The sequence below is a fragment of the Microbacterium sp. NPDC028030 genome (assembly GCF_040637855.1).
Classification (GTDB): domain Bacteria; phylum Actinomycetota; class Actinomycetes; order Actinomycetales; family Microbacteriaceae; genus Microbacterium.
On record NZ_JBEZXF010000003.1, the window covers coordinates 238,883 to 265,634 of the forward strand.

Sequence of the window (26,752 nt, forward strand, 5' to 3'; positions counted from 1 at the left end):
CCCGAAGGGGGCGGGTCATCTCTGTGCGCCGCGGGCCTTGCGCTCCAGGAGGGCGCGCTCCCGATCGTTCCCCGCGATCGCCGCAGCGATGGCGAACTCGCTGCGCGCCTCGTCCTCCCGCCCGAGTCTTCTCAGGAGTTCGCCCCTGGTCGCCGGCAACAGGTGATAGCCGCGCAGCGCACCGGAGGCCGAGAGCTGATCGATGATGCGCAGGGCCGAGGCCGGCCCCGTCGCCATAGCCACGGCCGCAGCCCGGTTGAGTTCGACCACCGGCGAGGGTGAGATGCGTCCGAGCGCCTCATACAGCAGCACGATCCTGTCCCAGTCGGTGCCGTCGACGGACTCCGCCACCGCATGACACTCGGCGATCGCGGCCTGGAGCCCGTAGGCGCCGCGACCGCGTCCGAGGGCATCCGCCGCCGCCAGCGCAGCTCGACCGCGCGTTATGCGCCCTCGGTCCCAGCGCCGACGGTCCTGGTCGGCGAGCAGCACGGGGTCGCCGTTGCCGTCCACCCGTGCCGCGAACCGTGCCGCGGTCAGCTCCATCAGCGCGACGAGGCCGTGCACCTCGGGCTCTCGCGGCATGAGCGCGGCGAGCACCCGTCCGAGCCGGATGGCCTCATCGCTCAGCTCGGGTCGCATCCACTCGGGGCCGCTGCTGGCGGCGTGCGCCTCGTTGAAGATCAGGTACAGCACCCCGAGGATCGCCCCGACCCGCTCCGCATGCTCCTCGCGGGGCGGCACCTCGAACGGGACGTGCGCGGCGGCGAGGGTCTTCTTGGCGCGCACGATCCGCTGCTGCACGGTCGCGGTCGGCACCAGGAAGGCCCGCGCGATCTCCTCGCTCGACAGTCCGCCGACCACCCGCAGGGTGAGCGCCACCTGCGCTTCGCGCGAGAGCACGGGGTGGCATGCGATGAACATGAGTCGCAGCACGTCATCGTCGACGGCATCCGGATCCCACAGCAGATCCGGCGCCTCGTCCTGCTCCCGCTCCAGGTCGTGGGCGAGGACGGCGACGCGGGCGTCCAGACGCTCCGCACGTCGCCAGCCGTCGATGGCCTTCCGCTTCGCCACCGCCGTGAGCCAGGCACCCGCGTTGCGCGGCACCCCCTCGGCCGGCCACTGGCGGAGCGCATCGACCAGTGCCTCCTGCGCGAGGTCCTCGGCGAGCCCGAAGTCGCCGACCATCCGCGTGAGGGCGCCGACGATGCGGGCGGACTCGATGCGCCACACGGCGGCGACGGCGCGCTCCGCCGACCCGATGTCGGTGGCGGAACGCGCCGTCTCGCTGCGTGCGGAAGCGTCCATCACTGCTGTGCGCGCTGGGCCTGCTCCTCGCGCCAGCCGGCTTCCTTCTCGATCCACTCGTTGTCGGCCGGGAAGTCCTCCGCACCGGTCACTCGACGCACCTCGAGGAAAGACCCCGGTCCGAGGGGTGCACGGCTCGCCCACTCGGCAGCCTCTTCGCGCGACGACACCTCGACGATCCAGAACCCGTTGAAGAGCTCCTTGGTCTCGCCGTAGGGGCCGTCGGTGATGAGCGGCTTCTCAGCGCTGAAGTCGACCACGAAACCCTCTGCGGCGTCCGTCAGCCCTTCGCCTGCGACGAGGACGCCGGCCTTGATCATCGACTCGTTGTACCTGCCCATGGCCTCGATGACCTGCTCGAACGGCATCTGCTTGTATGCCTCGACGGCGTCGTCGTTAGCGCGCATGATGAGCATGAACTTCATGATGTTCTCCTTGTTCGAAGGGGCCGTGTCTCGACCCTCTCATCTATGACGTCGAACGGGAATGCCGCGGATCGACATGCTCGGCAGAACTTTCTCCGAGAATTCTTCGCGCGGCGCGACCAGCGCTCGGGTCGCGGCGCGGCCGCGTCAGCGGCGCGGAGGGGCGGAGGCAGCCGCCGCGATCACGGAGGTGAGAGCTGCGAGCGATCGCTGCGGGCTCCAGGCGGCGGCGACGGCCGGCGCCTCGGCGCTCAACGCCGCGAGCCGCCCCTGGTCGGTCAGAAGGGCACGGATCGCCTCTCCCAGCGCCTCGACGTCTCCCCCGGGCACCAGGACTCCCCCGCCCTGCTGCAGCACATCGCGGATGCCGTAGCGCACGTCGTACGAGATCACGGGCGTGGCGTGCAGCAGGGACTCGACGACGCCGAGCGGCTGTCCTTCGAAAGCGGTGGAGGTCACCAGGAGGGACGCCCTGTCGAGGACCGTGCCCGGCGAATCGGTGTATCCGGCGAGGACGACCCGGTCGCCGGCCTCGAGCTCGTCGATCAGTGTCTGCAGCCGCTCCTGCTCCGGTCCGCCGCCCCAGATCTCCAACCGGGTCCCGGGCACGTCCGCTGCCACGAAGGCGCGGATCGCGTGATCGACGCGCTTCCCCGGTGCCAACCGTCCGAGCACGATCACGAGTCCGTCCTCACGGAGGTCGTGGCGGGTCGCGACCGGCGCGATGGGGTTCGGCACCACGACGTGGTTCGCCGCCGGGCCGAACCGTGCCACGACGTCGTCGCGCTGGGTCGCGGTCGGCCAGATCACGGCGTCGAAGCGGTCGGCGAGACGGAACCAGCGGGTCCAGAGCGTGTTCATGGTCGCGTCGGGCGTGTACGGCGCCTCGACGTGCATGGTGTGGATCGTGTGCAGGATGCGCACCCGCGGGTCGGACCAGTCCGCCACGAGCTCGCCGAGCTGGCGTGACTCGCAGATCACGATGATCAGGCGGTCCCCGAAGGCCGCGGTCACATGCTCGAGCCAGGCGCGATACAGGCCCCGGAAGCCGTGCAGTGCTCCGGCCACCGCGCCGTCGGCGTCGTATACGAGCACGGGCTCCTCGGTGAGGTGCCAGTCCGGGTTGCCTGGTATCACCGGGAGCGCTGCGAAGGCGCGTCCATCGGCGTCCGTCAGCACCCGATACTCGACATCGGGATCAGCGGCCACCGCAGCATCGGACGCATCGAGCAGCCACCGCGCTGCACCGCCGTCAGGGTCGACGGCCTCGTCGAAGAGATTGCGCATGCGGGAAGGGTCGACCAGCGCCCCCTGTTCCGCGAACGTGCGCCGATGCTCGGCGTGGTCGGCCGCAGAGCCGGGATCGAACGTGAGCAGTTGCGGCCCTGCGCCGTCGGCCACACCGGCGCCGGCCAGCTGTCGGGCGCGTGCGAGCGTCGCGATCGTGTACCCGCCGTCCATCCCCGGGATCAGCCGGCTGGACAGCACCAGATACTCGGCGTCGGGAAGCTCCGGCGCCGCATCCGGGAGCATCGCGCTCCCTACTCCCACTCGATCGTCCCCGGCGGCTTCGACGTGACGTCGAGCACGACGCGGTTGACGTCGCGGACGCCGTTCGTGATCCGGTTCGAGATCTTCGACAGCACGTCGTACGGCAGGCGCGTCCAGTCGGCGGTCATGGCGTCTTCACTCGACACCGGACGCAGCACGATCGGGTGGCCGTAGGTGCGGCCATCTCCCTGCACGCCCACCGAGCGCACGTCGGCGAGGAGCACGACCGGGCACTGCCAGATCTCCTGGTCGAGCCCCGCCTTCGTCAGCTCCTCGCGGGCGATGGCGTCGGCCTCACGCAGAATCTCGAGACGGTCAGCGGTGACCTCACCGATGATCCGGATGCCGAGACCGGGCCCCGGAAACGGCTGACGCCCCACGATCGCCTCGGGGATGCCGAGCTCGCGGCCGATCGCGCGGACCTCGTCCTTGAACAGGGCGCGCAGCGGCTCGATCAGTTCGAAGTCGAGATCGTCGGGGAGGCCGCCCACGTTGTGGTGCGACTTGATGTTCGCGGTGCCCGCACCGCCGCCGGACTCGACGACGTCGGGGTAGAGCGTGCCCTGCACGAGGAACTTCACCGGAGCACCGCCGGAAGCCTTGGCCTCCGCGACGAGGTCGAGCTGCACCTTCTCGAACGCGCGGATGAACTCGCGGCCGATGATCTTGCGCTTCTCCTCGGGGTCGGTCACACCCTTGAGGTGACCGAGGAAGGTGTCGGCCGCGTCGACCGTGATCAGGCGCACGCCGGTGGATTCGACGTAGTCCTTCTCGACCTGCTCCCGCTCGCCCTTGCGGAGGAGCCCGTGGTCGACGAAGACCGCGGTGAGCTGGTCGCCGATCGCCTTGTGCACGAGCGCGGTGGAGACGGCGGAGTCGACGCCGCCGGAGAGTGCGGAGATGACGCGGGCGTCGCCGACCTGCTCCCGGATGCGCTCGATCTGCTCGGCGATCACGTTGCCGCTGTTCCAATCGGACGCGAGCCCTGCACCCTTGTGCAGGAAGTTCTCGAGCACGCGCTGGCCGTGATCGGAGTGCTTGACCTCGGGATGCCACTGCACGCCGTAGAAGCCGCGCTCCTCGTTCGCGAAGGCGGCGACCTTGGTGGCCTCGGTCGTCGCGAGGACTTCGAAGCCCTCCGGTGCCGTGGCGACCTGGTCGCCGTGGCTCATCCAGACGTTCTGCTCGGTCGGCTGTCCGCTCAGCAGAGTGCCGCCGTCGCCGGAGATCACCGCATCCGTCGCGCCGTACTCGCGCAGCCCGGTGTGCGCGACCTCGCCGCCGAGCGTCTGTGCCATGTACTGGAAGCCGTAGCAGATGCCGAGCGTAGGGACACCGAGGTCGAAGACCGCCGGGTCGAGCTTCGGGGCACCCTCTTCGTACACGGACGAGGGCCCGCCGGAGAGGATGATCGCAACCGGGTTCTTGGCGGCGATCTCCGCGGCCGTGGCCGTGTGCGGCACGATCTCGCTGTACACGCCCGCTTCACGGACTCGACGGGCGATCAGCTGCGCGTACTGCGCGCCGAAGTCGACGACGAGCGCCGGGCGCTGCTGGGTCTCGGACTGTTCGGTCAACGGACACCTTCCGGGGCGGGGGCTGAGGCCTCTTCGGCCTCTCGGGTGGCGAGATAGGTCTTCACTTCACGGGCGACGACGGCCTCCATGAAGAACGACAGCAGCGGGATGACCCCGCCGAGGGCGAGCAGGATGAAGCGCGGGAACGGCCAGCGCATCAGGCTCCACATGCGGAAGCACGCGAAGAGGTAGACGACGTAGAACCAGCCGTGCGCGACGAGGATGAACAGCGACAGGTTGAACCCGTCGCCGAGCGAGGTCATCTCGCACGAGTTGGTCATCGGGGCGAACAGCGACCACCATTGGCAGTCCGGTCCTGCGAGGACCCCGGCGAACCAGAGCGGACCCCCGGACCCCCCGAGGAAGAGCTCGAGGTGGATCGGCGTGTACTTCAGCACCATCTCGGTCAGCAGCAGGAGCAGCATGACTCCTGTGATGATCGACGCGATCTGGTAGAACTTCAGCGCACCGCGGATCGCCGGAAAGCTGGCGACTTTCGGTTCGGGCATGCCTCCAGTCTAGTCGCCGGGAAATCGAGTCGAATCCGGACGTCGACGCATCGGTCAGGAATCGAGAAGCGCGGTCGACGCGGCACTCGTAGCGTCGTCGACATGAACACCACCATCGATTCCCTCACCCTCGACGTCCCGGATGTGGGCGCCGCCCGCTCCTTCTACACGGAGGCGTTCGGCCTCGGCGACCGCCTCCGATTCCGCACCGCGGATGCCGAGACCGCGGGCTTCCGCGGTTACACCCTGTCGCTCGTCGTCTCGCAACCGGCGAACGTGCACGCCCTCGTCGACGCGGCCGTCGCGGGAGGCGCCTCGGTGATCAAGCCCGTGTCCAAGTCGCTCTGGGGCGTCGGCGGCACGGTCCAGGCGCCGGACGGCGCGATCTGGAAGATCGCCACCTCGACCAAGAAGGACACGGCTCCCCCGAGCCGCGCGGTCGACGAGATCGTGCTCCTGCTCGGCGCCGACGACGTGGTGGCCTCGAAGACCTTCTACGCGGAGCGCGGCATCCCGGTGGGCAAGAGCTTCGGGCGCAGCTACGTACAGTTCGACACGGGGGCGAGCCCCATCGGGCTCGGACTGTATCGGCACGCGTCGCTCGCGAAGGACGCGGGTGTCCCGGCGGAAGGATCCGGTTCGCACCGGATCACGATCAACGGCGTTCTCGGCGCGGCCGTCGACCCCGACGGCTTCGTGTGGGCTCCGGTCACTGTGGCGGTCTGAGACGGAACGGAGACGACGGAGGCCGCCGGGATCTCTCCCGACGGCCTCCGTCGTGTCACCCGATCGTCGGATCAGAACCAGCCGCTGATGAGGTCCCACAGCCAGTCGATGATCACGCCGATGATGCCCCCGGCCCGGTTCACGGTGACCGTGGCGGTCGCCGCATCTCCGTCGGCCTGCGCCGCGGCGACCGTGTACTTCCCCGGCTGCGCATTCTTCGGCACCGTGACCTGCGTGCTGAACGTGCCGTCCGCCTTCACCTGGACCGTGCCCACCTGCGCGGCAGCACCCTTCTTCGGGCGGAGCTCGATCGTCACGGTCTCGCCGGGCACGTAGCCCTCTCCGGTGACCTGGAGCTTCTTGCCCGCGGCCACCTTGGACGACCCGAGGTCGATGGTCCCGGCGAACTCGGCCTCACCGGCGATCGTGAACGGCACCTGCACCGTGGTTCCGGTGCCGGCGACCGCAACCGTCAGGACCTGGTCCCCGAACACGCCGGACGGAACCGTGAAGGTGAGCGAGGCACGGCCCGCTTCATCGGTGGTGTCGACGACCGTGGGATCGACCGCACCCGTCGCGAGCACCGTGTCGCCCAGCGAGAGCGACACGTCGCCCGGAGCAGGCTCCCCCGCGCTGAACGCCAACGAGGAGAGCGACACGGTCACCTGGTCGCCGGCGCTGTAGCCGTCGGCGTCCGCCGGGCTGACCGCCACACCGACGGCGCGCTGGGCGTAGTCGGGGCTCGCGGTCTTGTTGGCGTCGAACCAGTCGACCATGGACTGCAGGTCGATCTTGCCGGTGTCGCGCTTGCCCTCGCCCTCCTTGAAGGTGAAGAAGTTGTCTCCACCCGCCGCGAGGAACGAGTTGGCCGCGACCGTGTAGTCCGCGTCCGGATCGACAGGCACCCCGTTCAGGGTGATCGACGTGATGCGCGAACCCTGTGCCGCCGCGGGGTCGTACGTGTAGACGAGCCCCTTCGAGACGCCGAGCTTGAGGAACGGACGGGCCGATCCGGCCGGCTGCCACTGCTCCTCGAGCACGCCCTTCAGCTGCGTACCCGTGAGCGTGAGCGTCACCAGCGTGTTGGCGAACGGCTGGACCGTCGCCGCCTCGCGGTAGGTGACGTTGCCGTCCGGGTCGTTCGCGTTCGACGAGGCGTACGTGAGGTTCGCCCGCAGGCCCCCGGGGTTCATGAGCGCCAGGTCGGCACCCGTGGACCACTGCTGCACGTCGGCGACGAAGTTGCCGATGGTGGACTCGCCGCCACGGTTCTCAGTCTTGCCGTCGCTCTGGCGCGCCCGGTTGAAGTCGGCGGTGATGTCGCCGACCTTGATCGCGCCCAGCACATCGGCTTCCGCCTTGGCCTGGTCGACGATCGCCTGCACCTCGGGCACGGCCGGGTACAGCGGCTTGCCTGCCACGGTGAGGGGCTTGATCTCGTTGGTGATCGAGATCAGGTCCTTCGTCTTCGGGTCGACCTTGATGTTCATGAGCCCGAGGTTCTCGCCGTACTGCCCCGCGGAGACGACCGGGCGGCCGTCGATCACGTGGTTGTACGCGAGGTGGGTGTGGGCGGACACGATCGCGTCCACATCCTCATCGACTCCGTAGACGATCTCGCCGAGGGGCGAGTCGGGCGTGATGCTCGACAGTTCGACGCTCGAGGCGCCTTCGTGCACGAGCAGGATGACGACATCGGCTTCACCGTTGGACTCGTCCCCGTCGCGCAGGTCGTCGGCCACCGCGTTCACGGAGTCGACGATGCTGCGGACCTCGAGGTCCTTGATGCCCTCGGGCGAGACGAGCGAGTCGAGATCTTCGGTGACCGCGCCGACGAAGCCGACCTTCACCCCGTCGAGCTCCTTGACCCAGGCCGGTGCGAGAGCCGGCTCACCGGTCTCGGTGACGAACACGTTCGACGAGATGTACTCCCAGTCGGCACGCTCCTGCACGCGATCGCGCAGGTCTTCCCAGCCCTGGTCGAACTCGTGGTTGCCCGCAGCGCTGACATCGAGACCGGCCGCATTGAGGGCGTCGATCGTCGGGTTGTCGTCGTTGATGAACGAGGTGAACGTCGATGCACCGATCAGATCGCCGGCTCCGGCGAAGATCGTGTTCGGGTTCTCCTCACGGAACTGCTTGACCGCACCGGCGAGGACGGCGGCGCCGGCGGCAGCACCGTCGGCCTCGATCCGCCCGTGGAAGTCGTTCACCGTGACGACGTCGATGTTCACCGGCGGGATCTCGGACGAGACGCCGACGATGATCGGATCGTGGTCGCTGGAGCGGTACGGGGTGCCCTCCTCGGTGGCGCCGAACGCGTAGCCGCGGTCGCTCCACTCCGGCGAGTTGATGCCCCACACACCCGCGCCCGTGATCGACGAGACGAGCGACGGCGAGGCGATCACGTGGTCGAGCGAGCCGAGCTCGCCGTCGAACGTGTAGGTGTACTGCCCGTCGGTCTTGTCGGCGACCAGGTCGCTCCACCCCTGCGAGGTGAACACGTCGATCGGGTCTTCCTTGCCGTAGGCGTTGAAGTCGCCGATCAGCAGCATGTCGCTGCTGCCGCTCGACTCCTCGAGCTCGTCGGTGAAGGCGAGGATCGCGTCCGCCTGCTTCACGCGATCGGCGTTGAAGAAGCCCTGGCCGTCGGCCGGCTCCGCGCCGGCACCCTCGGGCGGCGACTTCGACTTGAGGTGGTTCGCCACGACCGTGACCACGCGCCCGTCGATGTCGAACGCCTGCGCGATCGGTTCGCGGGCGTTGCCCCACACGGTCTCATCGGTGACGGTGGCGCTGTCGCCCACCGTCTTGACCGCATCCTTCTTGTAGATGATCGCGTTGGTGATGTAGTCGGTCGTTGCGGCGTCATTGAGCGCTGCGGGAGTGGGCACGTAGTCCCACACGTCGCTGCCCGCATCGGCGTTGAGACCGGCGACCAGATCCTTGAGCGCCGTGTCGATCGGCTTGCCCAGCTTGACCGAGTTCTCGATCTCCATGAGAGAGACGATCTCGGCGTCCAGGCCGTTGATGGCCGCGACGATCTTCGATTTCTGGATGGCGAACTGCGCAGCATTCGCCGCACCGCGGGCGTCGGAGTTCTCACTCTTCAGCGTCGTGAAGTAGTTGTACACGTTGAACGACGCGACCTGCACGTCGCCGCCCACCTCTGGCGCCGACGCGGGGCGGGGGTTCGTCGCCTCGAAGCCCACCTTGAGGTCGGCCGACGAGGAGTCGTCGATCGGCACGACGGGCTGGAGACGCCAGTCGTCGAAGCCCCACTGCAGCACGTAGCCGTTGTCACCGAAGTCGACCGTGTCGCCGTTGCGCACCACCGTGTCCTTCGTGAAGTACGGCTGCTCGCCAGGGTGACCGCTGTTGGACACCTGGATCGACCAGCCGTCGTCGAGCAGGATCCGGTTGGCGCGGTTGGCTGCGGCGATGGCGGCTGCCTCGTCGCCCGGGCGCGTGGTCTCGGTGCTCTTCACCGCGAGGTCGGCACCGGCGTTCAGCCACAGCGTGCCGAAGTTGTACAGCTGGTGGCTGGAGGCGAGGCGGTAGGTCCCCTCGGGCGCCACATACATGTTCTCGTACTGCTCGCGGTCGGCACCGCGCACCGAGTCCGGCAGCGGTGTGACGGCGGGGACGCCGACGCCGGCCGTCACCACGGAGACGTCGGCCGCAGCGGCCGGGTTGATCTGCGTCTGACCGAAGTACTCGCTCACCGAACCCGTGACAGACACGAGATCGCCGATCGCGAGCGCGGGGCTCAGCGCGTTCAGGAACACGAAGACGCCGTCGGAGGCACCGGGAGTGGCATCGGTGTCGCCACCGGAGCCCTGCGTCTGGATGACGATGCCCTTGTAACCGCCGGTGCGGTAGTCGGCCGTCACGACGCCCTCGACCTGGACGGTCTTGCCGCTGAGGGGCGAGACGCCCGTCGTCCCCTGGACCTCGGCGATCGTCGCCTTCGTCGGCTCAGCGCCCGGGTCGGTGCCGGGGTCCGTACCCGGGTCGGTGCCGCCGGAGTTCTGGGGGGTGATCGTCGCAGAGAGAGTGAAGTCCGCGCTGTTGTCGTCGGTGTCCGCACCCGCGGCACGGTTGAGCGACTTCACGTCGGTGTTGCCGGTCGGAGGCGTCGCCGCCTTCGTCTCGAACGTGTTCGACGTGCCGTAGCCGAGCAGATCGACCACTCCGTCGACGCCTACGACGGAGCCGGGGGTGAGGGTCACGGCGGCGGTGCCCTCGACGAGCGCGAGCGTGCCGTTGGTTCCGCTCGGAGTCAGCGAGCTGACCGCGTCGGGGGTCGGGAGTTCCGCGCCGTTCGCACCGTTGCTGTTGCCCTGCACGAGGTAGTAGCCGCCGGCGGGGATGACGCCGGTGAGCGGCGCGACGCCGTTGAAGGCGGCCGTCCCCGTGGCCGAGCGGTACTGCAGCGACATGCCGTCGAGGGTGATCGGCGCGGACGTCGGGTTGTACAGTTCGACGAACTTGTTCTTGAACGCCGCTCCTGCGCTACCTCCGGAGAGGTACGCCTCGTTGATCACCACCCCCGTTCCCTCGGTGCCGGCGACGGCGGGCACAGCCGCGAGAGAGCCGAGGCTCAGCGCGGCCACGCAGGTCACAGCGAGAGCGCCGATGCGCCCCCGACTTCTACGGTGCGGGGCGGGAACCATGCGGTTCTCGCCGTCTGGAGCGGACATCATCGGTGCTGTCTCCTCGATCGGGTTCGACGCTTCTCAGGACTGACACGGCACACAGGAGAAATTCCCAGCGTGCTCACATGGAGCGAGCATACGGAGCGGTCAGGACATCCTCAACGGAGTTTCCCGATTCGTCATCCAGCGCTCACCGGATGGCTCAGACGACCCCTGACGAACGTCGCTATCGAAGGGAGGTCGCGCTCAGGTGCGCATCGTTTCGCGCGCGGATGCGCGTGCGATCAAGGGGTCTCGGCGGCCGCAGCGTCTTCGAACTCCTCGACCTCGCGCTCCCAGGCATCCTTGGCGAGGCGGTACCAGAGGTAGAACGCGAAGCCCGCGAAGATGGCCCACTCGACCGCATAGAAGACGTTGAGCCAGTTGACCGGTGACATCTCTTCGGGAGCGGGCGAGGAGATGTCGACCAGGCCGGCGGATGCCGTGGTCGAGGCGAGGTACGGCCGATACACGTCGAGCTGCTCGATGTCGTGCCAGCGGCTCAGCAGCGCGGCGGACGACATCCGGTCCAACTGATACGGATCCGACTGCGGCGGCACCTGGGGACCCTCGTCGGAGATGAGGCGCCCCGCCACGGGGACCTCCGTGCCGTCGCTGCCGGCCTCGAGCTCCGCCACGGCGGCATCCGCGGTCTCCCGGTCGGGCGCCCAGCCGATCGCGACGGCGATGGAGGTGCGCTCGGCCACCCGCAGCTGACCCGTGACCCAGTAGCCCTGCACGCCGTCGTTGAACCGGCTCGACACGACGATGAAGTCGCCGGGGACCCAGGTCCCCGATGCCTCCACGCGCTGGCCCACCAGGGGCTCAGGGAGATACTCGCCGGGCGTGACGACCTCATCGAGCTCCTGCACCTGCTCCGTGGCGCCGGGGGCAGGCGGATCCGTCTCGATCGCACGCTCCAGCTGCCACTGGCCGAGCCAGGCGAAGACCCCGGCGACGAGGAGGCAGAGCAGGAGCATCCCGATCCACCGTCCCCGGAGCATGACCTCGCGGAGGGTCGGGGGGAACAGAGCAGGAGTCGTCACGGTCGAGCGCTGCGCCTCAGGCCTCGTAGGGGGCGAGCACGACCTCGACCCGCTGGAACTCCTTGAGGTCGGAGTAACCGGTGGTCGCCATCGACTTGCGCAGCGCGCCGATGAGGTTCGCCGTGCCGTCCGCGACAGGGGCGGGACCGTAGAGGATCTCCTCGAGCGTGCCGATGCCGCCGACCTCGACCCGACGGCCACGGGGCAGCTTCGGGTGATGCGCCTCCGGACCCCAGTGGAATCCGCGGCCCGGCGCGTCGGTCGCGCGGGCGAGTGCGACACCGAGCATGACGGCGTCCGCGCCCATCGCGAGCGCCTTGACGATGTCGCCGGACGTGCCGACGCCGCCGTCGGCGATCACGTGCACGTAGCGCCCGCCCGACTCGTCGAGGTAGTCGCGGCGCGCGGCGGCGACATCGGAGACGGCGGTCGCCATCGGCGCGTGGATGCCGAGGGTCGCGCGCGTCGTGGACGCCGCTCCCCCGCCGAAGCCGACGAGCACGCCGGCGGCCCCCGTGCGCATGAGGTGCAGCGCGGCCGTGTAGGTCGCGGCGCCGCCCACGATCACGGGGACGTCGAGGTCGTAGATGAACTTCTTGAGGTTCAGGGGTTCGGCGACGCTGGACACGTGCTCTGCCGATACCGTCGTGCCGCGGATCACGAACAGGTCGACGCCGGCCGCGGCCACCGTGTCGTAGAACTCCTGCGTGCGCTGCGGGGTGAGCGAACCGGCCACCGTAACACCGGCCTCACGGATCTCGGCGAGGCGACGCGTGATGAGCTCGGGCTTGATCGGCTCGGCGTACAGCTCCTGCATCCGCACGGTCGCCTTGCTCTCGTCGAGGCCGGCGATCTCCGCGAGCAGGGGCTCCGGGTTCTCGTACCGCGTCCACAGGCCTTCGAGGTCGAGCACGCCGAGTCCGCCGAGCTGCCCGAGCATGATGGCGGTCTGGGGGCTCACGACCGAGTCCATCGGCGCTCCCAGCACCGGGATCTCGAAGCCGAAGGCGTCGATCGTCCACGCCGTCGAGACGTCCTCCGGGTTGCGCGTGCGCCGGGAGGGCACCACCGCGATGTCATCGAACGTGTACGCGCGGCGCGCGCGCTTTCCTCGGCCGAGCTCGATCTCCATGGTCACCCCTCCAGCCTACCCGGCGGCCGGACGCCCCCGTGCTGGGAGACTGGATCCGAGAGCGGGAGGCAGCATGAGGACCGAGACCGTGGACATCGTCGTCGTCGGCGGCGGCGTGATGGGGCTGGCGACGGCATGGGAGCTCACTCGTCGGGGCCGTCGGCCCGTCGTCGTCGAGCGGTTCGCGCGCGGACACAGCGAAGGCGCCTCGCACGGCGCGACCCGCAACTTCAACAACGCCTACGCGGAGGAGCACTACCTCGACCTGCTCCAGCGCGCCCGCGCCGGCTGGGAGTCCCTCGGTCAGGTCGACGGCGAGCCCCTCCTGCGTTTGCACGGCCTCGTCACGCACGGCCACCTCGACCTCGCAGCGATCCGCGTCGGGCTCGAAGAGCGTGGCATCCCGTCGGAGATCCTGCCTCCGGCGGACGCCGCGCGCCGCTGGCCCGGCATGCGCTTCGACGGCGACGTGCTGTGGTCGTCCGACGCCGGGGTCGTCCGCGCGGCGGCAGCGCTGCACGAGCTCGAACGGCGGATCGTCGCCGGGGGCGGCGAGGTGCGCTGGAGCACACCGGTCGCTCACATCGGCGAAGACGCGGACGGCGTCGTGCTCGACCTCGGCGGCGACAGCCGACTGCGCGCCGAGGCCGTCGTCGTCACCGCGGGAGCCTGGACGGGAAGGCTCCTCGGACGATTCGGCCTGCCGCGGCTCACCGTCACCGAGGAGACCCCTGCGCACTTCCGGCCCCGCGGGCTCGCGTCGTGGCCGTCGTTCAACCACTACACGGATCCCGCGTCCTCTCCCGCGACCGTGTACGGGATGCCCACTCCGGGCGAGGGCGTGAAAGTGGGCTTCCACGGTGTCGGCGACGAGGTCGACCCCGACGCCCGCCCGCACCGTCCGACCCAGCAGCGCGCCCTCGCGGAGTACGTACGGGAGTGGATGCCGGGCCTCGACCCCGCGTCGGCCGTCCCGATCAGCTGCACGTACACGTCGACCGACGACGGCGCCTTCGTGCTGGACCGCCGCGGACGCACCGTCGTGGGCGCGGGCTTCTCCGGCCACGGCTTCAAGTTCGCTCCCGGCATCGGCGGGGTCCTAGCCGATCTCGTCCTCGATCCCGACGCACGGGCGGCACCGCCCTTCCGGCTGCCCGCACTCCGCGCCGAACCCGGGTCGGCCGCGTAGGTCCCGCCGGCATCCCGACCGAGGTCCCGCGACGACGATCAGCGGGCGCGCGACACCCTGCTCTCGTCCCAGACGGGTGCGTCCGACTCGTACACCTCGCCGTCGGAGCCGAACACCAGGAACCTGTCGAACGACCGCGCGAACCAGCGGTCGTGCGTGACGGCCAGCACGGTGCCCTCGAACCGAGCGAGCGCCTGCTCCAGCGCCTCGGCTGACTCGAGGTCGAGGTTGTCGGTCGGCTCGTCCAGCAGCAGCAGCGTCGCGCCGGACAGCTCCAGCAGCAGCACCTGGAACCGCGCCTGCTGGCCGCCCGAGAGCGAGTCGAACGTCTGCTGCGCCTGCCGCACGAGACCGTAGCGATCGAGGGCGGAGCTCGCGGCATCCCGCGGCATGCCTGCTCTGCGGTCGTCGCCGCGGTGCAGGATCTCCAGGAGGGTGCGACCGACGAACTCCGGATGCGCGTGGGTCTGCGCGAACAGACCGGGGACGACACGTGCGCCGAGGGTCGCGGTGCCCGTGTGATCGACCGCGCGCAGCTGCTCCCCCGTCGAAGTGATGTGTCCGAGGGTCGCATCCGGGTCGCTTCCCCCTCGGGCCAGCAGCCTCAGGAAGTGCGATTTGCCCGAGCCGTTCGACCCGAGCACCGCGACACGGTCGCCGTACCAGACCTCGACGTCGAACGGCCGCATGAGGCCGGTCAGCTCCAGCCCCCGGGTGACCACGGCGCGCTTGCCGGTGCGCGCGCCGCGCAGTCTCATGTCGAAGTCCTGCGCGGGCGGGCGCTCCTCGGGCGGACCCGCCTCCTCGAACTTGCGCAGCCGTGTCTGCGCCGCCTGGTACCGGGACGCGAATCCGTCGTTCGCCGAGGCCTTCACCTTGAGGTTCGCGACGAGGGTGCGAAGCTTCTCGTGCTGTTCATCCCACCGACGACGCAGTTCGTCGAGCCGATCCATGCGGTCGCTCCTGGCCTGCTGGTACGTGGAGAAACCGCCGCCGTGCACCCACGCGGTCGCTCCGGCGCCGCCAGGTTCGAGTGTGATCAGCCGATCGACCGCCCGAGCCAGGAGTTCGCGATCGTGCGACACGAGCAGGACGGTCTTCGGCGTCTGGCGCAGCTGCTCCTCGAGCCACCGTTTCGTCGGCACGTCGAGGTAGTTGTCCGGCTCGTCGAGCAGCAGCACCTCGTCGGGTCCGCGCAGCAGCGCCTCGAGGGCGAGACGCTTCTGCTCACCGCCGGAGAGCGTGGTGAGCTCACGGAATCTGGCGCGCTCGTACGGGACGCCAAGGGCGGCGACGGTGCACTGATCCCACACCGTCTCGTGCTCGTAGCCGCCGGCATCCGCGTACTCGGCGATCGCCGACGCGTACGCCATCTGCGTGTCGTGCTCATCGCGCTCGATCAGCGCGTTCTCCGCCGCCTCGAGCGCTTCGGCGGCCGCACGGATGCGCGCCGGAGCGACCAGGACAAGCAGCTGGTGCACCGTCTCGCCCGCCTCGCCGTGCCCGACGAACTGGTCCATCACGCCGAGCCCGCCGTCGATCGTCACGACGCCGTCGTCCGCGGTCTGATCGCCACGGATGATGCGCAGCAGGGTCGTCTTGCCCGCGCCGTTCGGGCCGATCAGCGCGCTCGTCGAACCGGCTCCGACGCGGAACGTCGCCTCGTCGAGGAGAGGTCTGCCGTCGGGGAGTGTCAGGGAGACGCTGGAGACATCGATGTAGCCCACGGTGCGTGGCCGTCCTTCCGCCCGCGCATGCCGAGCCGACCAGGCTATCAGGCATCGTGGAGCGAGGGGTACGTCAGTCGGCGCGACTCAGGCTCAGGAGGACCTCGGTGCGGGGAGACGCAGGAAGCACGAAGCGGAACTCGGTGCCCACCCCTTCCTGACTCGTCACGTCCATCGTGCCGCCGTGCGCGATCACGATCGCGCGCGTGATCGTGAGTCCGAGGCCCACCCCGGGCACGGCATTGCGTGTCGCCGTCGATGCGCGGAAGAAGCGGGTGAAGAGCATCCCCTGCTCGTCCTCGGGGATGCCGACGCCGGTGCCGGCGATCGACAGCTCGACGCCCCCGTCGATCGACCGCACGCGCGCGGTCACCGTCCCGCCCCGCGGCGTGAACTTGATCGCGTTCGACAGCAGGTTGTCGATGGCCTGCCCGACCCGACCCGCATCGAGCAGGACGGGGATCCGCGCAGGACCCACCTCCGCCACGAGCTCGATGCCTTCGCGCTGCGCGTGCGGGCCGGCGGAGGCGACCGCGGAGCGGACCAGCTCGGCGACGTCGCTCTCTTCGCGGTCGAGCGGGAACCGACCCGACTCGACCTGGGCCGTGAAGAGCAGGTCGCCAACGAGGTTGAGCAACCTCTTCGCGTTGCGTTCGATGATGTCGACGAACTCCTGCTGGTCGACCGTGAGCGGTTGACCGGGATCGTTCTGGAGCAGATCGAGGAATCCGATGATCGCGCTGAGCGGCGTGCGCAGCTCGTGCGAGATCATGCCGACGAACTCGTCTTTCATCCGGGCGACCTCGACCGCTCTGGTCTCGTCGGTGAGCACGAACAGATACCCCTGCTGCGCGCCGGCACCATCCTTGTGCGGGCTCACCGTCACACGCGCGGGGACCGTGCTTCCTCCCGCCGTCGTCACCTCGATGTCGCCGTCGACCGGCACCCCCGCGTCGGCCTGCGCGAAGAGGGCCTGGATGCCAGCCGGGAGTTCGCCGTACCCGTGCGGGCGCTCACCGATCGGTGCCGGGTGGTCGGCGTTCTCCGCCGCCAGCATCGACAGCACCGCGGTGGAGAAGAACCGGTCGATGCGCACATCCTTGAGCGCCTCGGTCACGGGGAGTCCGAGCAGGCGTTCCGCTCCGGGGTTCCAGGCCGTGACGGTACCGGTGCAGTCGGTCGCGATCACCGCCTGCGCCGTGATCGACGACCAGAGGCTCTCGAAAGAGTCCAGCAGCTCCCGATACTGGCGCTCCTTGTCGCGGAGCTGCACGATCATCGCGACGTTCTCGGACAGCGCCCTCGTGCGTTCGGCGACCAGTTCCTCGGCCTGCTCGATGCGCATGCGCTGCTGCCGGGACAGCTCGTTGACGACAGCGGCGACCGCCGAGAACACCAACGGGCCGACCACCCCTCGCAGCCATTCGACCGAGGTCGACGGCGGGTCGGCGAAGTACGGCATGAGCAGCGCGATCGATGTCAGCCCGCCGACGACGAACACCCAGCGGATGCCGGGCGCCGCGGCGAGCCACACCACGGGCAGCAGCACCAGCGAGCCGAAGATCGACGACGCACCGCCCGTCCCCGCGCGGAACAGTCCGAGCCCGATGATGTCGATCATGGGGACGAGCAGCACGACCCAGCCGTCGTACACGTGACGCGCACTGAGCACGGCAGCCTGCATCGTCGCGACGAGGACCACGCCGATGCCGATGAGCGCGGCCCCCAGGTGGGTGAACGGCAGATCGGGGTTCGCCCACGCCATCAGCCCGGCCACGATGACCGCGGCCACCGACGGCAGCTGTTTGATGAGGGGACTGGGGTTGTCGAAGATCTGGTACCAGCGGTTCTCCGCGCGGTCGAGCGGGGTGGCCCTCATCGCTGCACCCGTTCCACGATGGCATGCAGGTCGGCGCCGGTGATCGGCTTGGGCAGCGCGGCATCGGCCGGCGGATAGTCGGCGGCGTCGAGCACCGAGCTGATCACGAGGAAGCAATCGGGGAAGTGCTCCTGCACCAGACGCGCACACTCCTGCCCCGAGATGCCAGGGAGCAGCAGATCGAGCACGGCGAGGATGGGATCGATGTCAGGGAACGCCGCGATCGCGGACTCGGCGTCGCGAGCGACGAACACGTCGAAGCCCTCGCGATCGAGGTAACGGCGCAGCAGCGCAGCCTGATCGGGGGCGTCCTCGACGACCAGGGCCAGCGGTCTCCCGGTCATCGAAGGAACAGCTCTCGGACGACGACGACGAGGACGACGACGACGAACGCGATGACCGCCTGCGGGATCAGGCGCCGCTCCTTCCTGGCGTCCTCGACGATCTCCTCCACTTCGGATTCGTATGAAGGGGCTGCGGTCATGAGTCGACACGTCCGATCTTCTCGGTCTTGATCCACGAGGCGTCCGCGCGACGCCACTCTTTGATGTAGGAGTCCACGGTGATGGCGCACAGCAGCGAGCCGTAGCCGCAGATGTAGAGCAGCAGCCCGGCGAAGAAGCGTCCACCGGGAAGCTTCTCGACCGCGCGCGCGAGCCAGATCCCGAACATCGAGATCGGCCCCCACAGATAGAAGATCACGGCCCAGAGGATGCGCGACTGCTCGGTGAGGGCCAGCCCGAACCCGGCGAGGACCGACTCGAAGGCCCACGGGAACAGCGCGATGGCCATGAGGATGAGCGCACCGAGACCGGGGAACATGATCGCCTCGCGCCAGGAGTGCCTCCCCGTACGCGGATCCAGCTGCACCGAGTAGAGGATCGAGAACAGGTAGATGCACGCCGCGGAGATCCACATGAAGCGGAAGACGAACTCGGCGATGTCGCTGTGCAGGAAGAGCAATGCCAGCATGCCGGCCGCGGCCAGGAGCATGAACGCGGGCAGCAGCAGGATCGTGAACCACGCCAGGCCGAACGCGAAGCTGCCGAGGTTGTGCTCTCGGCTCGGACGGAACCAGAGGTGGCGGTAGATCGAGGTGAGCTGCACGTTGCCTCGCGCCCAGCGCAGGCGCTGCTTCCACAGACTGTCGATCGTCCGCGGCTCCTCCGCCAGGACGACCGCGTGCGGCTCGAACACCATCCGGCGCCCCTTGAGCTGACCTTCGAACGTCGTCATCGTGTCCTCGGCGAGGGTGCCGGTGGGGATCCGTCCGCCGATCGCCTCGAGGTTCGCCCTGGAGTGCAGTTGCGCACCGCCCGCGAGGCACGCGATCGCTCCGCCCACGTTCTGCACCCGACGTGCGGAGAGCTGGCCGATCACGTACTCGATCGCGATGAAGCGCGTGAGGTAGTTGCGGTCGCGACTGCCCTCGGCGATGTAGGCCGTCACCGCGCCCACCTTCTCATCGGCGAGGTGCCTGCTGAGCTTGCGCAGCGAGTCGCGCGCGAAGATCACGTCGGCGTCCATGATGAGCACGGCCTCGGTCCACTCGTCGGCGAGCACGACGTCGAGGCCGTGGTTGAGGGTGTGCGCCTTGCCCTCGCCGCCCTTCTCGCGCCGGAGGTGTGCGACACGGCCCGGGTACGCCTCGGCCTTGGCGGCGACGATCGCGGGTGTGTCATCCGTCGAGGCGTCATCGACCACGAAGACGCGCAGGCGCTCTGCCGGGTACTCCAGCTGGAGCAGCCGCTCGATCGCCGGGCCGATCACGAGCCCCTCGTTCCAGGCCGGGATGATGACCGCGATGTTCGGGTGGTACGGGGCCGCCTTGCCGTAGTGGTTGCGGAACGCGTGCAGCGGGAGCATGAGGAACTGCAGTCCCGTGTTGATGACGGGCAGCGTGCCGACGAGGACGGACAGCAGCAGCACGATGACGAGCGCGGTCTCCCACCAGGGCAGATCGGCCATCAGTCCATCTCCACGGCGTCGAGCAGCGGGATCACTCGGGAGTATCGGCCGACGTCGGCCGCCTCGTGGCTGTCGGTGGACGCGACGATCTCGCCACCCGCGAGGCGCAGAGCCGACAGCGCCTCGGCACCGGGGCACCCCCACTTCTCGTTGACCTCGACGAGAGTGTCGGTCGCGGCGGCCGCTCGCGCCCACGCGTCGATCCGCTCCTGGCCGAGGTCGTGCTCGGCGAGGCCGATCTTCGGCAGAAGCGAGAAGCAGTGCGCCAGTTGATTGCCCGGATACCGATCCATCGCGGCGACGATCGCGCCGACGAACTGGTCGAGGACGTCGTCGGTCGCCCACCCGGCGGCGATGCGCTCCCGGACGGTCGAGGGGCCGAGGGGTCCGTCGACCCCGGGGAACTGGTGATCGGCGATGAGGATCCGATCGATGCCATCAGGGAGCGCCGGGATGTCGAGCGCGCCCGACGCATCGAGGATCTTCGCCTCGACGCCGGAGAGCACCGTGAGTCCGTCCGGGACGCTGAGCGCGCGGACCGCTGCCAGGTACTCGGGGACCCATGTCGTGCTCTGGCGCACGTGATCCACAAGGCGGAGTGTGCGCAGCCCCGCGCCCACCGCCGCGTCGACGTTCTCGGCGAGCGTCGAGACGGCGTCGTCCGAGAACGTCGAGTGGACGTGGTGATCACCGTGGAGCACCGCGTGCGTCACAGTTCCTCCTGGTGCCCGGCATGCGCGGAGACGAGCAGGTCGTCGACCTCGACGATCACGTCCTCCAGGAAGCGGACGGACGCGACCTCGCGGAACGGCACCCGCACCGGCAGCTCGCGACCCAGGAACAGGTCTGTCACCAGCGAGGGGATGTCGACGCCGGCCGCGATCGTCAGCGGCAGGGCACCGGGGAAGCGCGGGTTGACCTCGAGCAGCACGGCTCGTCCCGCGCGGTCACGGCGCAACTGCACGTTGGCGACGCCCACGAGTCCGATCGCCCGCGCGATGACGGCCGCGGTCTCCTCGAGCTCTTCGTCGCGCACCGTGCGTCCGGCGATCGCGACGCCGGAGTCGACTCTCGCCCTGGTGCGCGGCACGGCCGCGACTACGTTGCCCGCCGCGTCGGCGATCACGTCGACCGAGTACTCCTCACCGGGGAGGAAGTCCTGCACGATCAGGCCCTCGTCCGTCGGCAGGGCGTCGAGCGCGGCGCGATCAGGGACGAGTCGCACGCCACGGCTTCCTGCGCCCTGGCGCGGCTTCGCGAAGACCGGGAACTCCCAATCGACGGCCGCGGCATCGCTGCCCGCGAGGACCGTCCGCGGGGTGCGGCCGGTCGGAGCGCAGCGCTCGGCAAGCGCCATCTTGTCCAACGCGGTGTTCAGCGTGTCGGCGGAGGGGGCCGCCAGAACCGCCGGGGCCAACTCCTCCCGCCGCTCCGACAGCGCGATGAGTTCGACGTCGACCGTCGAGATCACGAGATCGAGGTCGTCCGCCTCGACCATCCGTGCGATCGCCGGCACGAAGTCATCGTCGCGGCCAGGGGGGACGAGCCGGCGCTGTGCAGGGGGCACCAGATAGATGCCGCTGGCCCACCCATCCATATCGGCGGCGAACACGGTCAGGTCGGAACGTCGCAGGAGCGAACGGATGACGGCGACACCGGCGGGGCCTCCCGCTCCGGTCACCAGGACACGCGTGGTCATCTCAGCTCTCCCGTCGGGTGAGTTCGTGGGCGCCGATGAACTCGGCGGTCTCGCGCACCACCTCGAGCGGTTCGACGGCGGTCCCGCCGCCGAACCGCGACCAGTAGCGTGCGGTCGCCGTGACGAACTCGGGCGCGAGGTAATCGCGGCTCGCCGTCTGAGACTGGAAACGCTCGAGCAGACGCAGCTTGTCGTCGAGATACGGATCGATCCGCACGAATCGGGTCGGGCGGAAGTCGATCGTCGACGACGGGCTCTGGTAGCACGCGACGGTGCCGACGCGCCGCGTGGCCACTACCGTCGCCTCGCTGACGGCACGGTGGTCCTGGTGCCGATCGTGACTCGAATGCGTATACACGATGGTGGGCTTGACCTCGTTCACGACCTCTTCGATGAGGCGGACCGTCGATCCCCCTCCCGAGATCTCGGTGTCGGTGAGGTCCTTGAGGAAGAGTCGTGCACCCAGCATCTCCGCCGCCGCGAGCGACTCGTCCTGCCTGCTGTCGGCGTCGCCGCCTCGCGCACCACGGGAGAGGGTGAGGATGGTGATCGCGTCGCCGGCCTTCGCGTGGGCAGCCAGCAGGCCCCCCACCCCGATCTCGACGTCATCGGGATGCGCACCGATCGCCAGGACCACGTCGCGCGGGCGCGCCTCTTCGCGCCGCCTGCGTCCTTCCTCCACCAGCCGCGTGACCGACTCGACGAGCTTGCCGTTGTCGAGCGGCTTCGTGAGGAACTCATCGGCCTGCGCACGCAGCGCCGACACGGCGTACTCCACCGACACGTGTGCGGTCATCACGACCACGGGAACGGTCGGCACGGTGCGTCGGAGCTCGGCGAGGAGCTCGAGGCCGCTGAGCCCCGGCATCTCGATGTCGGTCACGACGACGTCGGGACGCACCGCGGTGACCCGATCGATCGCGGTCTGTCCGTCTTCAGCGACGTCGACGACGCAGCCGGCCCGCCGTTCCAGCACGGTCTTCACGAGCAGGGCGACATCGGCGTCGTCGTCGACGACGAGGATGCGAGGAGCGTCCTCAGGCATATGTAGAGCTCTCCTTGGGGAGGTTCCCTAATCGATGGGGATCGATCACGCGATCTCGGCGCCTTCATCGCCGGGGCCGCAGGGAAAGTCGAGCGGGGTATGTCGATTGTGGCATACAGATGCGCGGCGGCCGCTCGTCACGACCGCGCCGCAGCGGCCCGCTTCTCCTGCTGGTAGACCCTGATCGCCTCGTAGCGCTCGGCGGAACGCGCGCGACGCTTGGCCGCCTCCTCGTCACGGTTCTTCGGCGGCGCCGTCGTGACGAGTTCGTCGAGCAGGACCCTGGTCGCCTGCGCGATCTCGGCGACGGCCCGGTCGAACACCGCTCGGTTGGCACGCGAGGGCGCGTTGGCTCCGGAGATCTTGCGCACGAACTGCAACGCGGCGTCATGGCACTCGTCGTCGGTCGCAGCGGGTTGGAGGTTGTTCAGCGGGACGATGTTTCGGCACATACCCGGCACGCTACGCCGGGCCGTGCACAGACGGAAGGGGCGTGCTCCTGTCGGATGCCGGCTCGTCAAGGGGATGGTGCCGGCGCTGCCGTGCTCGCTACGCTCGGGCTGCCGAGAGGCGAAAGCACGGTGCGATCACTCCGACGACAGGACAGAACATGACGAACCCTCCGACTCCCGACTCGCCGAACCCCGAATCACGGATCCCCGACATGCCGCCGCCCCCGCCGAGCGCGGCCCCGACGCCCCCACCCGCGTCCACGCCGTACGAGAACACCGCCCCGGATGGCATCGCCGGCCACCCGCCGGCCGGCACCACCGGGTACGCGCAGCCGCAGCCCAGCCCGCCAGGGCGCGTGCTGTCGATCGTCGGACTCGTCCTCGCCTTCGTGGCGGCGCCGGTCGGTCTCATCCTGAGCATCGTCGCAGCCGTGAAGCTCGGTCGAGCCGGTCAGCCGAAGGGCCTCGCCATCGCCGGCATCATCGTCGGTGCGCTCCTGACGATCCTCGGCATCATCGGGATCATCCTTTTCGTGACGGTCATCGCCGGCCTCGTCGGCATGTGCGCCGAACTCGGCCCCGGAGTGTGGGACGTCGACGGCATCACCTACAGGTGCGGCTGAACGTCTCCGGCCGGAACGCCGGAAGGGGCTGGATGCGACAGGCATCCAGCCCCTTCCTCTGCACGCGATCCCCCTGCGGGATCCGGCGTCACTTCTTGTAGTTCGGTGCCTCCACCACGATCTGCACGTCGTGCGGGTGGGACTCCTTCAGCCCGGCCGAGGTGATGCGCACGAACTTGCCGCGCGTCTTGAGCTCTTCGATCGTGCGCGCCCCGACGTAGAACATCGACTGACGCAGACCGCCGACCAGCTGATACGCCACCGCGGCGAGAGGCCCGCGATACGGCACCTGTCCCTCGATGCCCTCGGGGATCAGCTTGTCGTCGCTGGGGACGTCGGCCTGGAAGTAGCGGTCCTTCGAGTACGACGTCTGCTTGCCGCGGGTCTGCATCGCGCCGAGCGAACCCATCCCGCGGTACTGCTTGAACTGCTTGCCCGACTGGAAGACGATCTCACCCGGCGACTCATCGGTGCCGGCAAGGAGCGAACCGAGCATCACGGCGTCCGCACCGGCGACGAGCGCCTTCGCGATGTCTCCCGAGTACTGCAGACCGCCATCGGCGATGACCGGGACGCCAGCGGGGCGGGCGGCGAGGGACGCCTCGTAGACCGCGGTGACCTGCGGCACGCCGACACCGGCCACGACGCGGGTGGTGCAGATGGAGCCCGGTCCGACGCCGACCTTGACCGCGTCGACCCCGGCATCGACGAGAGCCTGAGCGCCTTCGCGGGTCGCGACGTTGCCGCCGATGATGTCGATGTGCTCGAACGAGGCATCGGCCTTGAGCCGCTTGACGAGCTCGATGACGCCCTGCGACTGGCCGTTCGCGGTGTCAACCACGAGCACGTCGACCCCGGCGTCGCGCAGTGCCTCCGCACGCTCCCACGCGTCGCCGAAGAAGCCGATCGCCGCGCCGACGCGCAGCCGCCCCTGGTCGTCCTTGGTCGCGAGCGGATACTTCTCGCTCTTATCGAAGTCCTTGATGGTGATGAGACCCGCGAGCTTGCCCTCGTCGTCGATCAGCGGCAGCTTCTCGACACGGTGCTTCGCGAAGAGCGCGATGACCTCGCCCGCTGCGACGCCGACCGGGGCGGTGACGAGGTTCTCGCTGGTCATGACGTCCTTCACGAAGGTCGTCTGACGCTCGAAGCCCGACACGAAGCGCATGTCGCGGTTCGTGATGATGCCGACCAGCTTGCCGTCGGCGTCGACGACCGGAAGCCCGGAGATGCGGTACTTCGCGCACAGGTTGTCGACCTCTTCCACCGTCGCATCCTGCGTCGTGGTGATCGGGTCGGTGATCATGCCGGATTCGCTGCGCTTCACGCGGTCGACGTGCGCGGCCTGGTCGGCGATGGAGAGGTTGCGGTGCAGGATGCCGATGCCGCCCTCGCGCGCCATCGCGATCGCCATGCGCGACTCGGTGACCGTGTCCATCGCGCTCGACAGCAGCGGTGTCGCGACCGAGATGCGACGGGTGATCCGCGACGACGTGTCCGCCTCGCTGGGGATGACATCGGTATGACCGGGAAGGAGAAGCACGTCATCGTACGTCAGTCCGACGAAGCCGAAGGGATCGTGCTGTTCCATGGATTCTCCTTCTGCGCGAGTCGCGCGAGTCCGAGTGCGAGGGGGTGGTCGACGTCGGCCGATGCGGGGCTGCGGCCCGTATGTAGATTCTAAGCGTGACACGCCCGAGAACATTCCCAGAGGCCTGTCGTTACCTGACCGTTGGGCCCGGTGGTAGGTGAATCGCCGAACGCGCATTACGCTCAAGTGCGTCGCCCATCCCCGCGGTTCAACCCGAGTTCGCGGAGACAGCACTCACAGTGGAGGTTGCGTGGGACCCACAACAATCGCCGTGCATCGAAAGCGCCCGTGGCTGGTCGCCTTCCTCGGTATCCTCATGGCGCTCAGCGCGTTCCTGTTCCTCCCTCCGTCATCGGCTTCCGCCGAGACGACGGACGACGGGCAGGAGGTCACCGACTTCTACTTCGCCGGCGTCGTCACGAATGCCGACGAGCCCGTCGAGGGCGTCGGGATGTCGATCGAGGGCAACGGCTTCGAAGCCGAGACCGAGACCGACGCCGAGGGCAAGTGGCGCCTGTACGTGCCGGAGAAGGAGACGTACACCCTCACGGTGGACGAGTCCACACTCCCCGACGGCGTGATCGTCGATGCGACGCAGCTCCCCGAGGGCATCCAACCCGTATCGGGGACGACTGCCTCCTTCGAGCTCGAGTTCGGTCTCACCGGGACGAAGATCGTCAACTTCTTCCTCGGCGCGGGAGAACGCGTGACGGTGTCGTTCCTCGACCAGCTGCTCTCCCGCCTGGTCGGCGGTCTGAACTTCGGCCTCCTCCTCGGGCTCGCGTCGATGGGCGCCGCGCTCATCTACGGCACCACACGGCTGTCCAACTTCGCCCACGGCGAGATGGTCACCTGGGGCGCCGTGGTGGCGCTGCTGTTCACCACGTTCTGGCAGCTGCCGATCTGGCTCGGCATCATCGCCGCGGTCATCGGAGGCGCCGCGCTCGGATGGGCCCTGGACGCCGGCATCTGGAAACCGCTGCGGCGAAGAGGCCTCGGCGTGGTCCAGCTCATGATCGTGAGCATCGGCCTCTCGCTGGCCCTCCGCTACGGCATGCAGTACATCATCGGCGGCAACACGTACCAGCTGCCGGGCGCGAGCCCAACCCCGATCAAGCTGGGACCGATCTCGCTCTCGTACATCGACATGATCGGGATGGCGACGAGCATCATCGTGATCCTCGGCGTGGCCTTCTTCCTCACCAGGACCCGCACCGGCAAGGCGACGCGCGCCATCTCGGACAACCCGCAGCTCGCCGCCGCATCCGGCATCGACGTCGACAAGGTCATCCGGACGGTGTGGATCCTCGCCGGAGCCCTCGCGGCGATCTCGGGCATCCTCTGGGCGTACTTCCGGCCGGGAGTGAAGTGGGACATGGGCATGCAGATGCTGCTGCTGATGTTCTGCGCGATCACGCTCGGCGGTCTGGGCTCGGCGATCGGCGCCCTGATCGGCTCGATCATCGTGGGTCTCGCCGTCGAGGTCTCGACGCTCCTGGGCGTCCCCTCGGATCTCAAGTACGCCAGCGCCCTCGTCGCGCTGATCGTGATCCTGCTCGTGCGACCACAGGGCATCCTCGGGCGCAAGGAAAGGTTGGGCTGACG

General features: G+C 69.1%; 22 protein-coding genes. 4 read left to right on the top strand and 18 right to left on the bottom strand.

Annotated elements, in window-relative coordinates:
• Positions 1-15: 15 nt before the first annotated feature.
• The 5 genes from AB0E56_RS15575 to AB0E56_RS15595 all read right to left on the bottom strand — a co-directional run bounded on the left by AB0E56_RS15575 (position 16) and on the right by AB0E56_RS15595 (position 5,373).
• A complete protein-coding gene (locus AB0E56_RS15575; protein ID WP_359800480.1) occupies positions 16-1,311 on the bottom strand; it encodes an RNA polymerase sigma factor in 1,296 nt (431 codons plus the stop codon).
• Positions 1,311-1,736, bottom strand: coding sequence for a YciI family protein (locus AB0E56_RS15580; protein WP_359800482.1), 426 nt, complete (start codon positions 1,734-1,736; stop codon positions 1,311-1,313). Before AB0E56_RS15580 ends, AB0E56_RS15575 begins: the two co-directional genes overlap by 1 nt.
• Before the next feature lie 147 nt (positions 1,737-1,883).
• Positions 1,884-3,269: a glycosyltransferase gene (locus AB0E56_RS15585; protein ID WP_359800483.1), complete on the bottom strand. Its 1,386-nt coding sequence runs from the start codon at positions 3,267-3,269 to the stop codon at positions 1,884-1,886.
• An 8-nt stretch (positions 3,270-3,277) separates the two neighbouring features.
• On the bottom strand, positions 3,278-4,864 hold the full coding sequence (guaA, locus tag AB0E56_RS15590; protein WP_359800485.1) for a glutamine-hydrolyzing GMP synthase: 1,587 nt from the start codon (positions 4,862-4,864) through the stop codon (positions 3,278-3,280).
• Complete coding sequence (locus tag AB0E56_RS15595; RefSeq protein ID WP_359800486.1) at positions 4,861-5,373, bottom strand: DUF3817 domain-containing protein; 513 nt, start codon at positions 5,371-5,373, stop codon at positions 4,861-4,863. The genes guaA and AB0E56_RS15595 overlap by 4 nt, the downstream gene beginning before the upstream one ends.
• 102 nt (positions 5,374-5,475) lie before the next feature.
• Between AB0E56_RS15595 and AB0E56_RS15600 the strand changes: the two genes are divergently transcribed.
• Positions 5,476-6,099: a glyoxalase gene (locus AB0E56_RS15600; RefSeq protein WP_359800489.1), complete on the top strand. Its 624-nt coding sequence runs from the start codon at positions 5,476-5,478 to the stop codon at positions 6,097-6,099.
• A 71-nt stretch (positions 6,100-6,170) separates the two neighbouring features.
• Here the strand turns inward: AB0E56_RS15600 and AB0E56_RS15605 are convergent, their stop codons facing one another.
• The 3 genes from AB0E56_RS15605 to AB0E56_RS15615 all read right to left on the bottom strand — a co-directional run bounded on the left by AB0E56_RS15605 (position 6,171) and on the right by AB0E56_RS15615 (position 12,974).
• Positions 6,171-10,805 (bottom strand): ExeM/NucH family extracellular endonuclease, encoded by a 4,635-nt coding sequence (locus AB0E56_RS15605; protein WP_359800490.1) that lies wholly within the window; start codon positions 10,803-10,805, stop codon positions 6,171-6,173.
• Between the two features lie 236 nt (positions 10,806-11,041).
• Positions 11,042-11,800, bottom strand: a complete 759-nt coding sequence (locus tag AB0E56_RS15610) for an SURF1 family cytochrome oxidase biogenesis protein (protein ID WP_359801250.1) — start codon at positions 11,798-11,800, stop codon at positions 11,042-11,044.
• Positions 11,801-11,858: 58 nt separating this feature from the next.
• A complete protein-coding gene (locus AB0E56_RS15615) occupies positions 11,859-12,974 on the bottom strand; it encodes a GuaB3 family IMP dehydrogenase-related protein (protein WP_359801252.1) in 1,116 nt (371 codons plus the stop codon).
• 73 nt (positions 12,975-13,047) lie between these two features.
• Between AB0E56_RS15615 and AB0E56_RS15620 the strand changes: the two genes are divergently transcribed.
• Positions 13,048-14,163: an FAD-dependent oxidoreductase gene (locus tag AB0E56_RS15620; protein ID WP_359800491.1), complete on the top strand. Its 1,116-nt coding sequence runs from the start codon at positions 13,048-13,050 to the stop codon at positions 14,161-14,163.
• A gap of 38 nt (positions 14,164-14,201) precedes the next feature.
• Here the strand turns inward: AB0E56_RS15620 and AB0E56_RS15625 are convergent, their stop codons facing one another.
• The 9 genes from AB0E56_RS15625 to AB0E56_RS15665 form a co-directional block, all read right to left on the bottom strand.
• A complete protein-coding gene (locus tag AB0E56_RS15625) occupies positions 14,202-15,890 on the bottom strand; it encodes an ATP-binding cassette domain-containing protein (RefSeq protein WP_359800492.1) in 1,689 nt (562 codons plus the stop codon).
• 73 nt (positions 15,891-15,963) lie between these two features.
• Positions 15,964-17,769 carry an ATP-binding protein gene (locus tag AB0E56_RS15630; RefSeq protein WP_359800494.1) on the bottom strand — a complete coding sequence of 602 codons (1,806 nt, stop codon included), beginning with the start codon at positions 17,767-17,769 and terminating at the stop codon, positions 15,964-15,966.
• Positions 17,766-18,113 (bottom strand): response regulator, encoded by a 348-nt coding sequence (locus tag AB0E56_RS15635; protein ID WP_359800497.1) that lies wholly within the window; start codon positions 18,111-18,113, stop codon positions 17,766-17,768. Before AB0E56_RS15635 ends, AB0E56_RS15630 begins: the two co-directional genes overlap by 4 nt.
• Complete coding sequence (locus AB0E56_RS15640; RefSeq protein WP_359800499.1) at positions 18,110-18,253, bottom strand: hypothetical protein; 144 nt, start codon at positions 18,251-18,253, stop codon at positions 18,110-18,112. The genes AB0E56_RS15635 and AB0E56_RS15640 overlap by 4 nt, the downstream gene beginning before the upstream one ends.
• The gene (locus AB0E56_RS15645; protein ID WP_359800500.1) at positions 18,250-19,737 is read right to left on the bottom strand and encodes a glycosyltransferase; all 1,488 of its coding nucleotides are present in this window, start codon (positions 19,735-19,737) and stop codon (positions 18,250-18,252) included. Before AB0E56_RS15645 ends, AB0E56_RS15640 begins: the two co-directional genes overlap by 4 nt.
• Positions 19,737-20,450, bottom strand: a complete 714-nt coding sequence (locus AB0E56_RS15650; protein WP_359800503.1) for a PHP domain-containing protein — start codon at positions 20,448-20,450, stop codon at positions 19,737-19,739. The genes AB0E56_RS15645 and AB0E56_RS15650 overlap by 1 nt, the downstream gene beginning before the upstream one ends.
• Positions 20,447-21,436 (bottom strand): ATP-grasp domain-containing protein, encoded by a 990-nt coding sequence (locus tag AB0E56_RS15655; RefSeq protein WP_359800504.1) that lies wholly within the window; start codon positions 21,434-21,436, stop codon positions 20,447-20,449. The genes AB0E56_RS15650 and AB0E56_RS15655 overlap by 4 nt, the downstream gene beginning before the upstream one ends.
• A gap of 1 nt (position 21,437) precedes the next feature.
• Entirely contained in the window at positions 21,438-22,481 is a 1,044-nt protein-coding gene (locus AB0E56_RS15660; RefSeq protein WP_359800505.1) for a response regulator, read from the bottom strand.
• 137 nt (positions 22,482-22,618) lie between these two features.
• Positions 22,619-22,933, bottom strand: coding sequence for a DUF2277 domain-containing protein (locus AB0E56_RS15665; protein WP_359800506.1), 315 nt, complete (start codon positions 22,931-22,933; stop codon positions 22,619-22,621).
• A gap of 158 nt (positions 22,934-23,091) precedes the next feature.
• Between AB0E56_RS15665 and AB0E56_RS15670 the strand changes: the two genes are divergently transcribed.
• Positions 23,092-23,556: a DUF4190 domain-containing protein gene (locus AB0E56_RS15670; protein ID WP_359800508.1), complete on the top strand. Its 465-nt coding sequence runs from the start codon at positions 23,092-23,094 to the stop codon at positions 23,554-23,556.
• An 88-nt stretch (positions 23,557-23,644) separates the two neighbouring features.
• On the opposite strand, the gene guaB is transcribed toward AB0E56_RS15670, so the two are convergent.
• Positions 23,645-25,147: an IMP dehydrogenase gene (guaB, locus tag AB0E56_RS15675; protein ID WP_183152124.1), complete on the bottom strand. Its 1,503-nt coding sequence runs from the start codon at positions 25,145-25,147 to the stop codon at positions 23,645-23,647.
• A 250-nt stretch (positions 25,148-25,397) separates the two neighbouring features.
• On the opposite strand from guaB, the gene AB0E56_RS15680 reads away from it, so the two are divergent.
• On the top strand, positions 25,398-26,750 hold the full coding sequence (locus AB0E56_RS15680) for a branched-chain amino acid ABC transporter permease (RefSeq protein WP_359800509.1): 1,353 nt from the start codon (positions 25,398-25,400) through the stop codon (positions 26,748-26,750).
• The last annotated feature ends 2 nt before the right edge of the window (positions 26,751-26,752 follow it).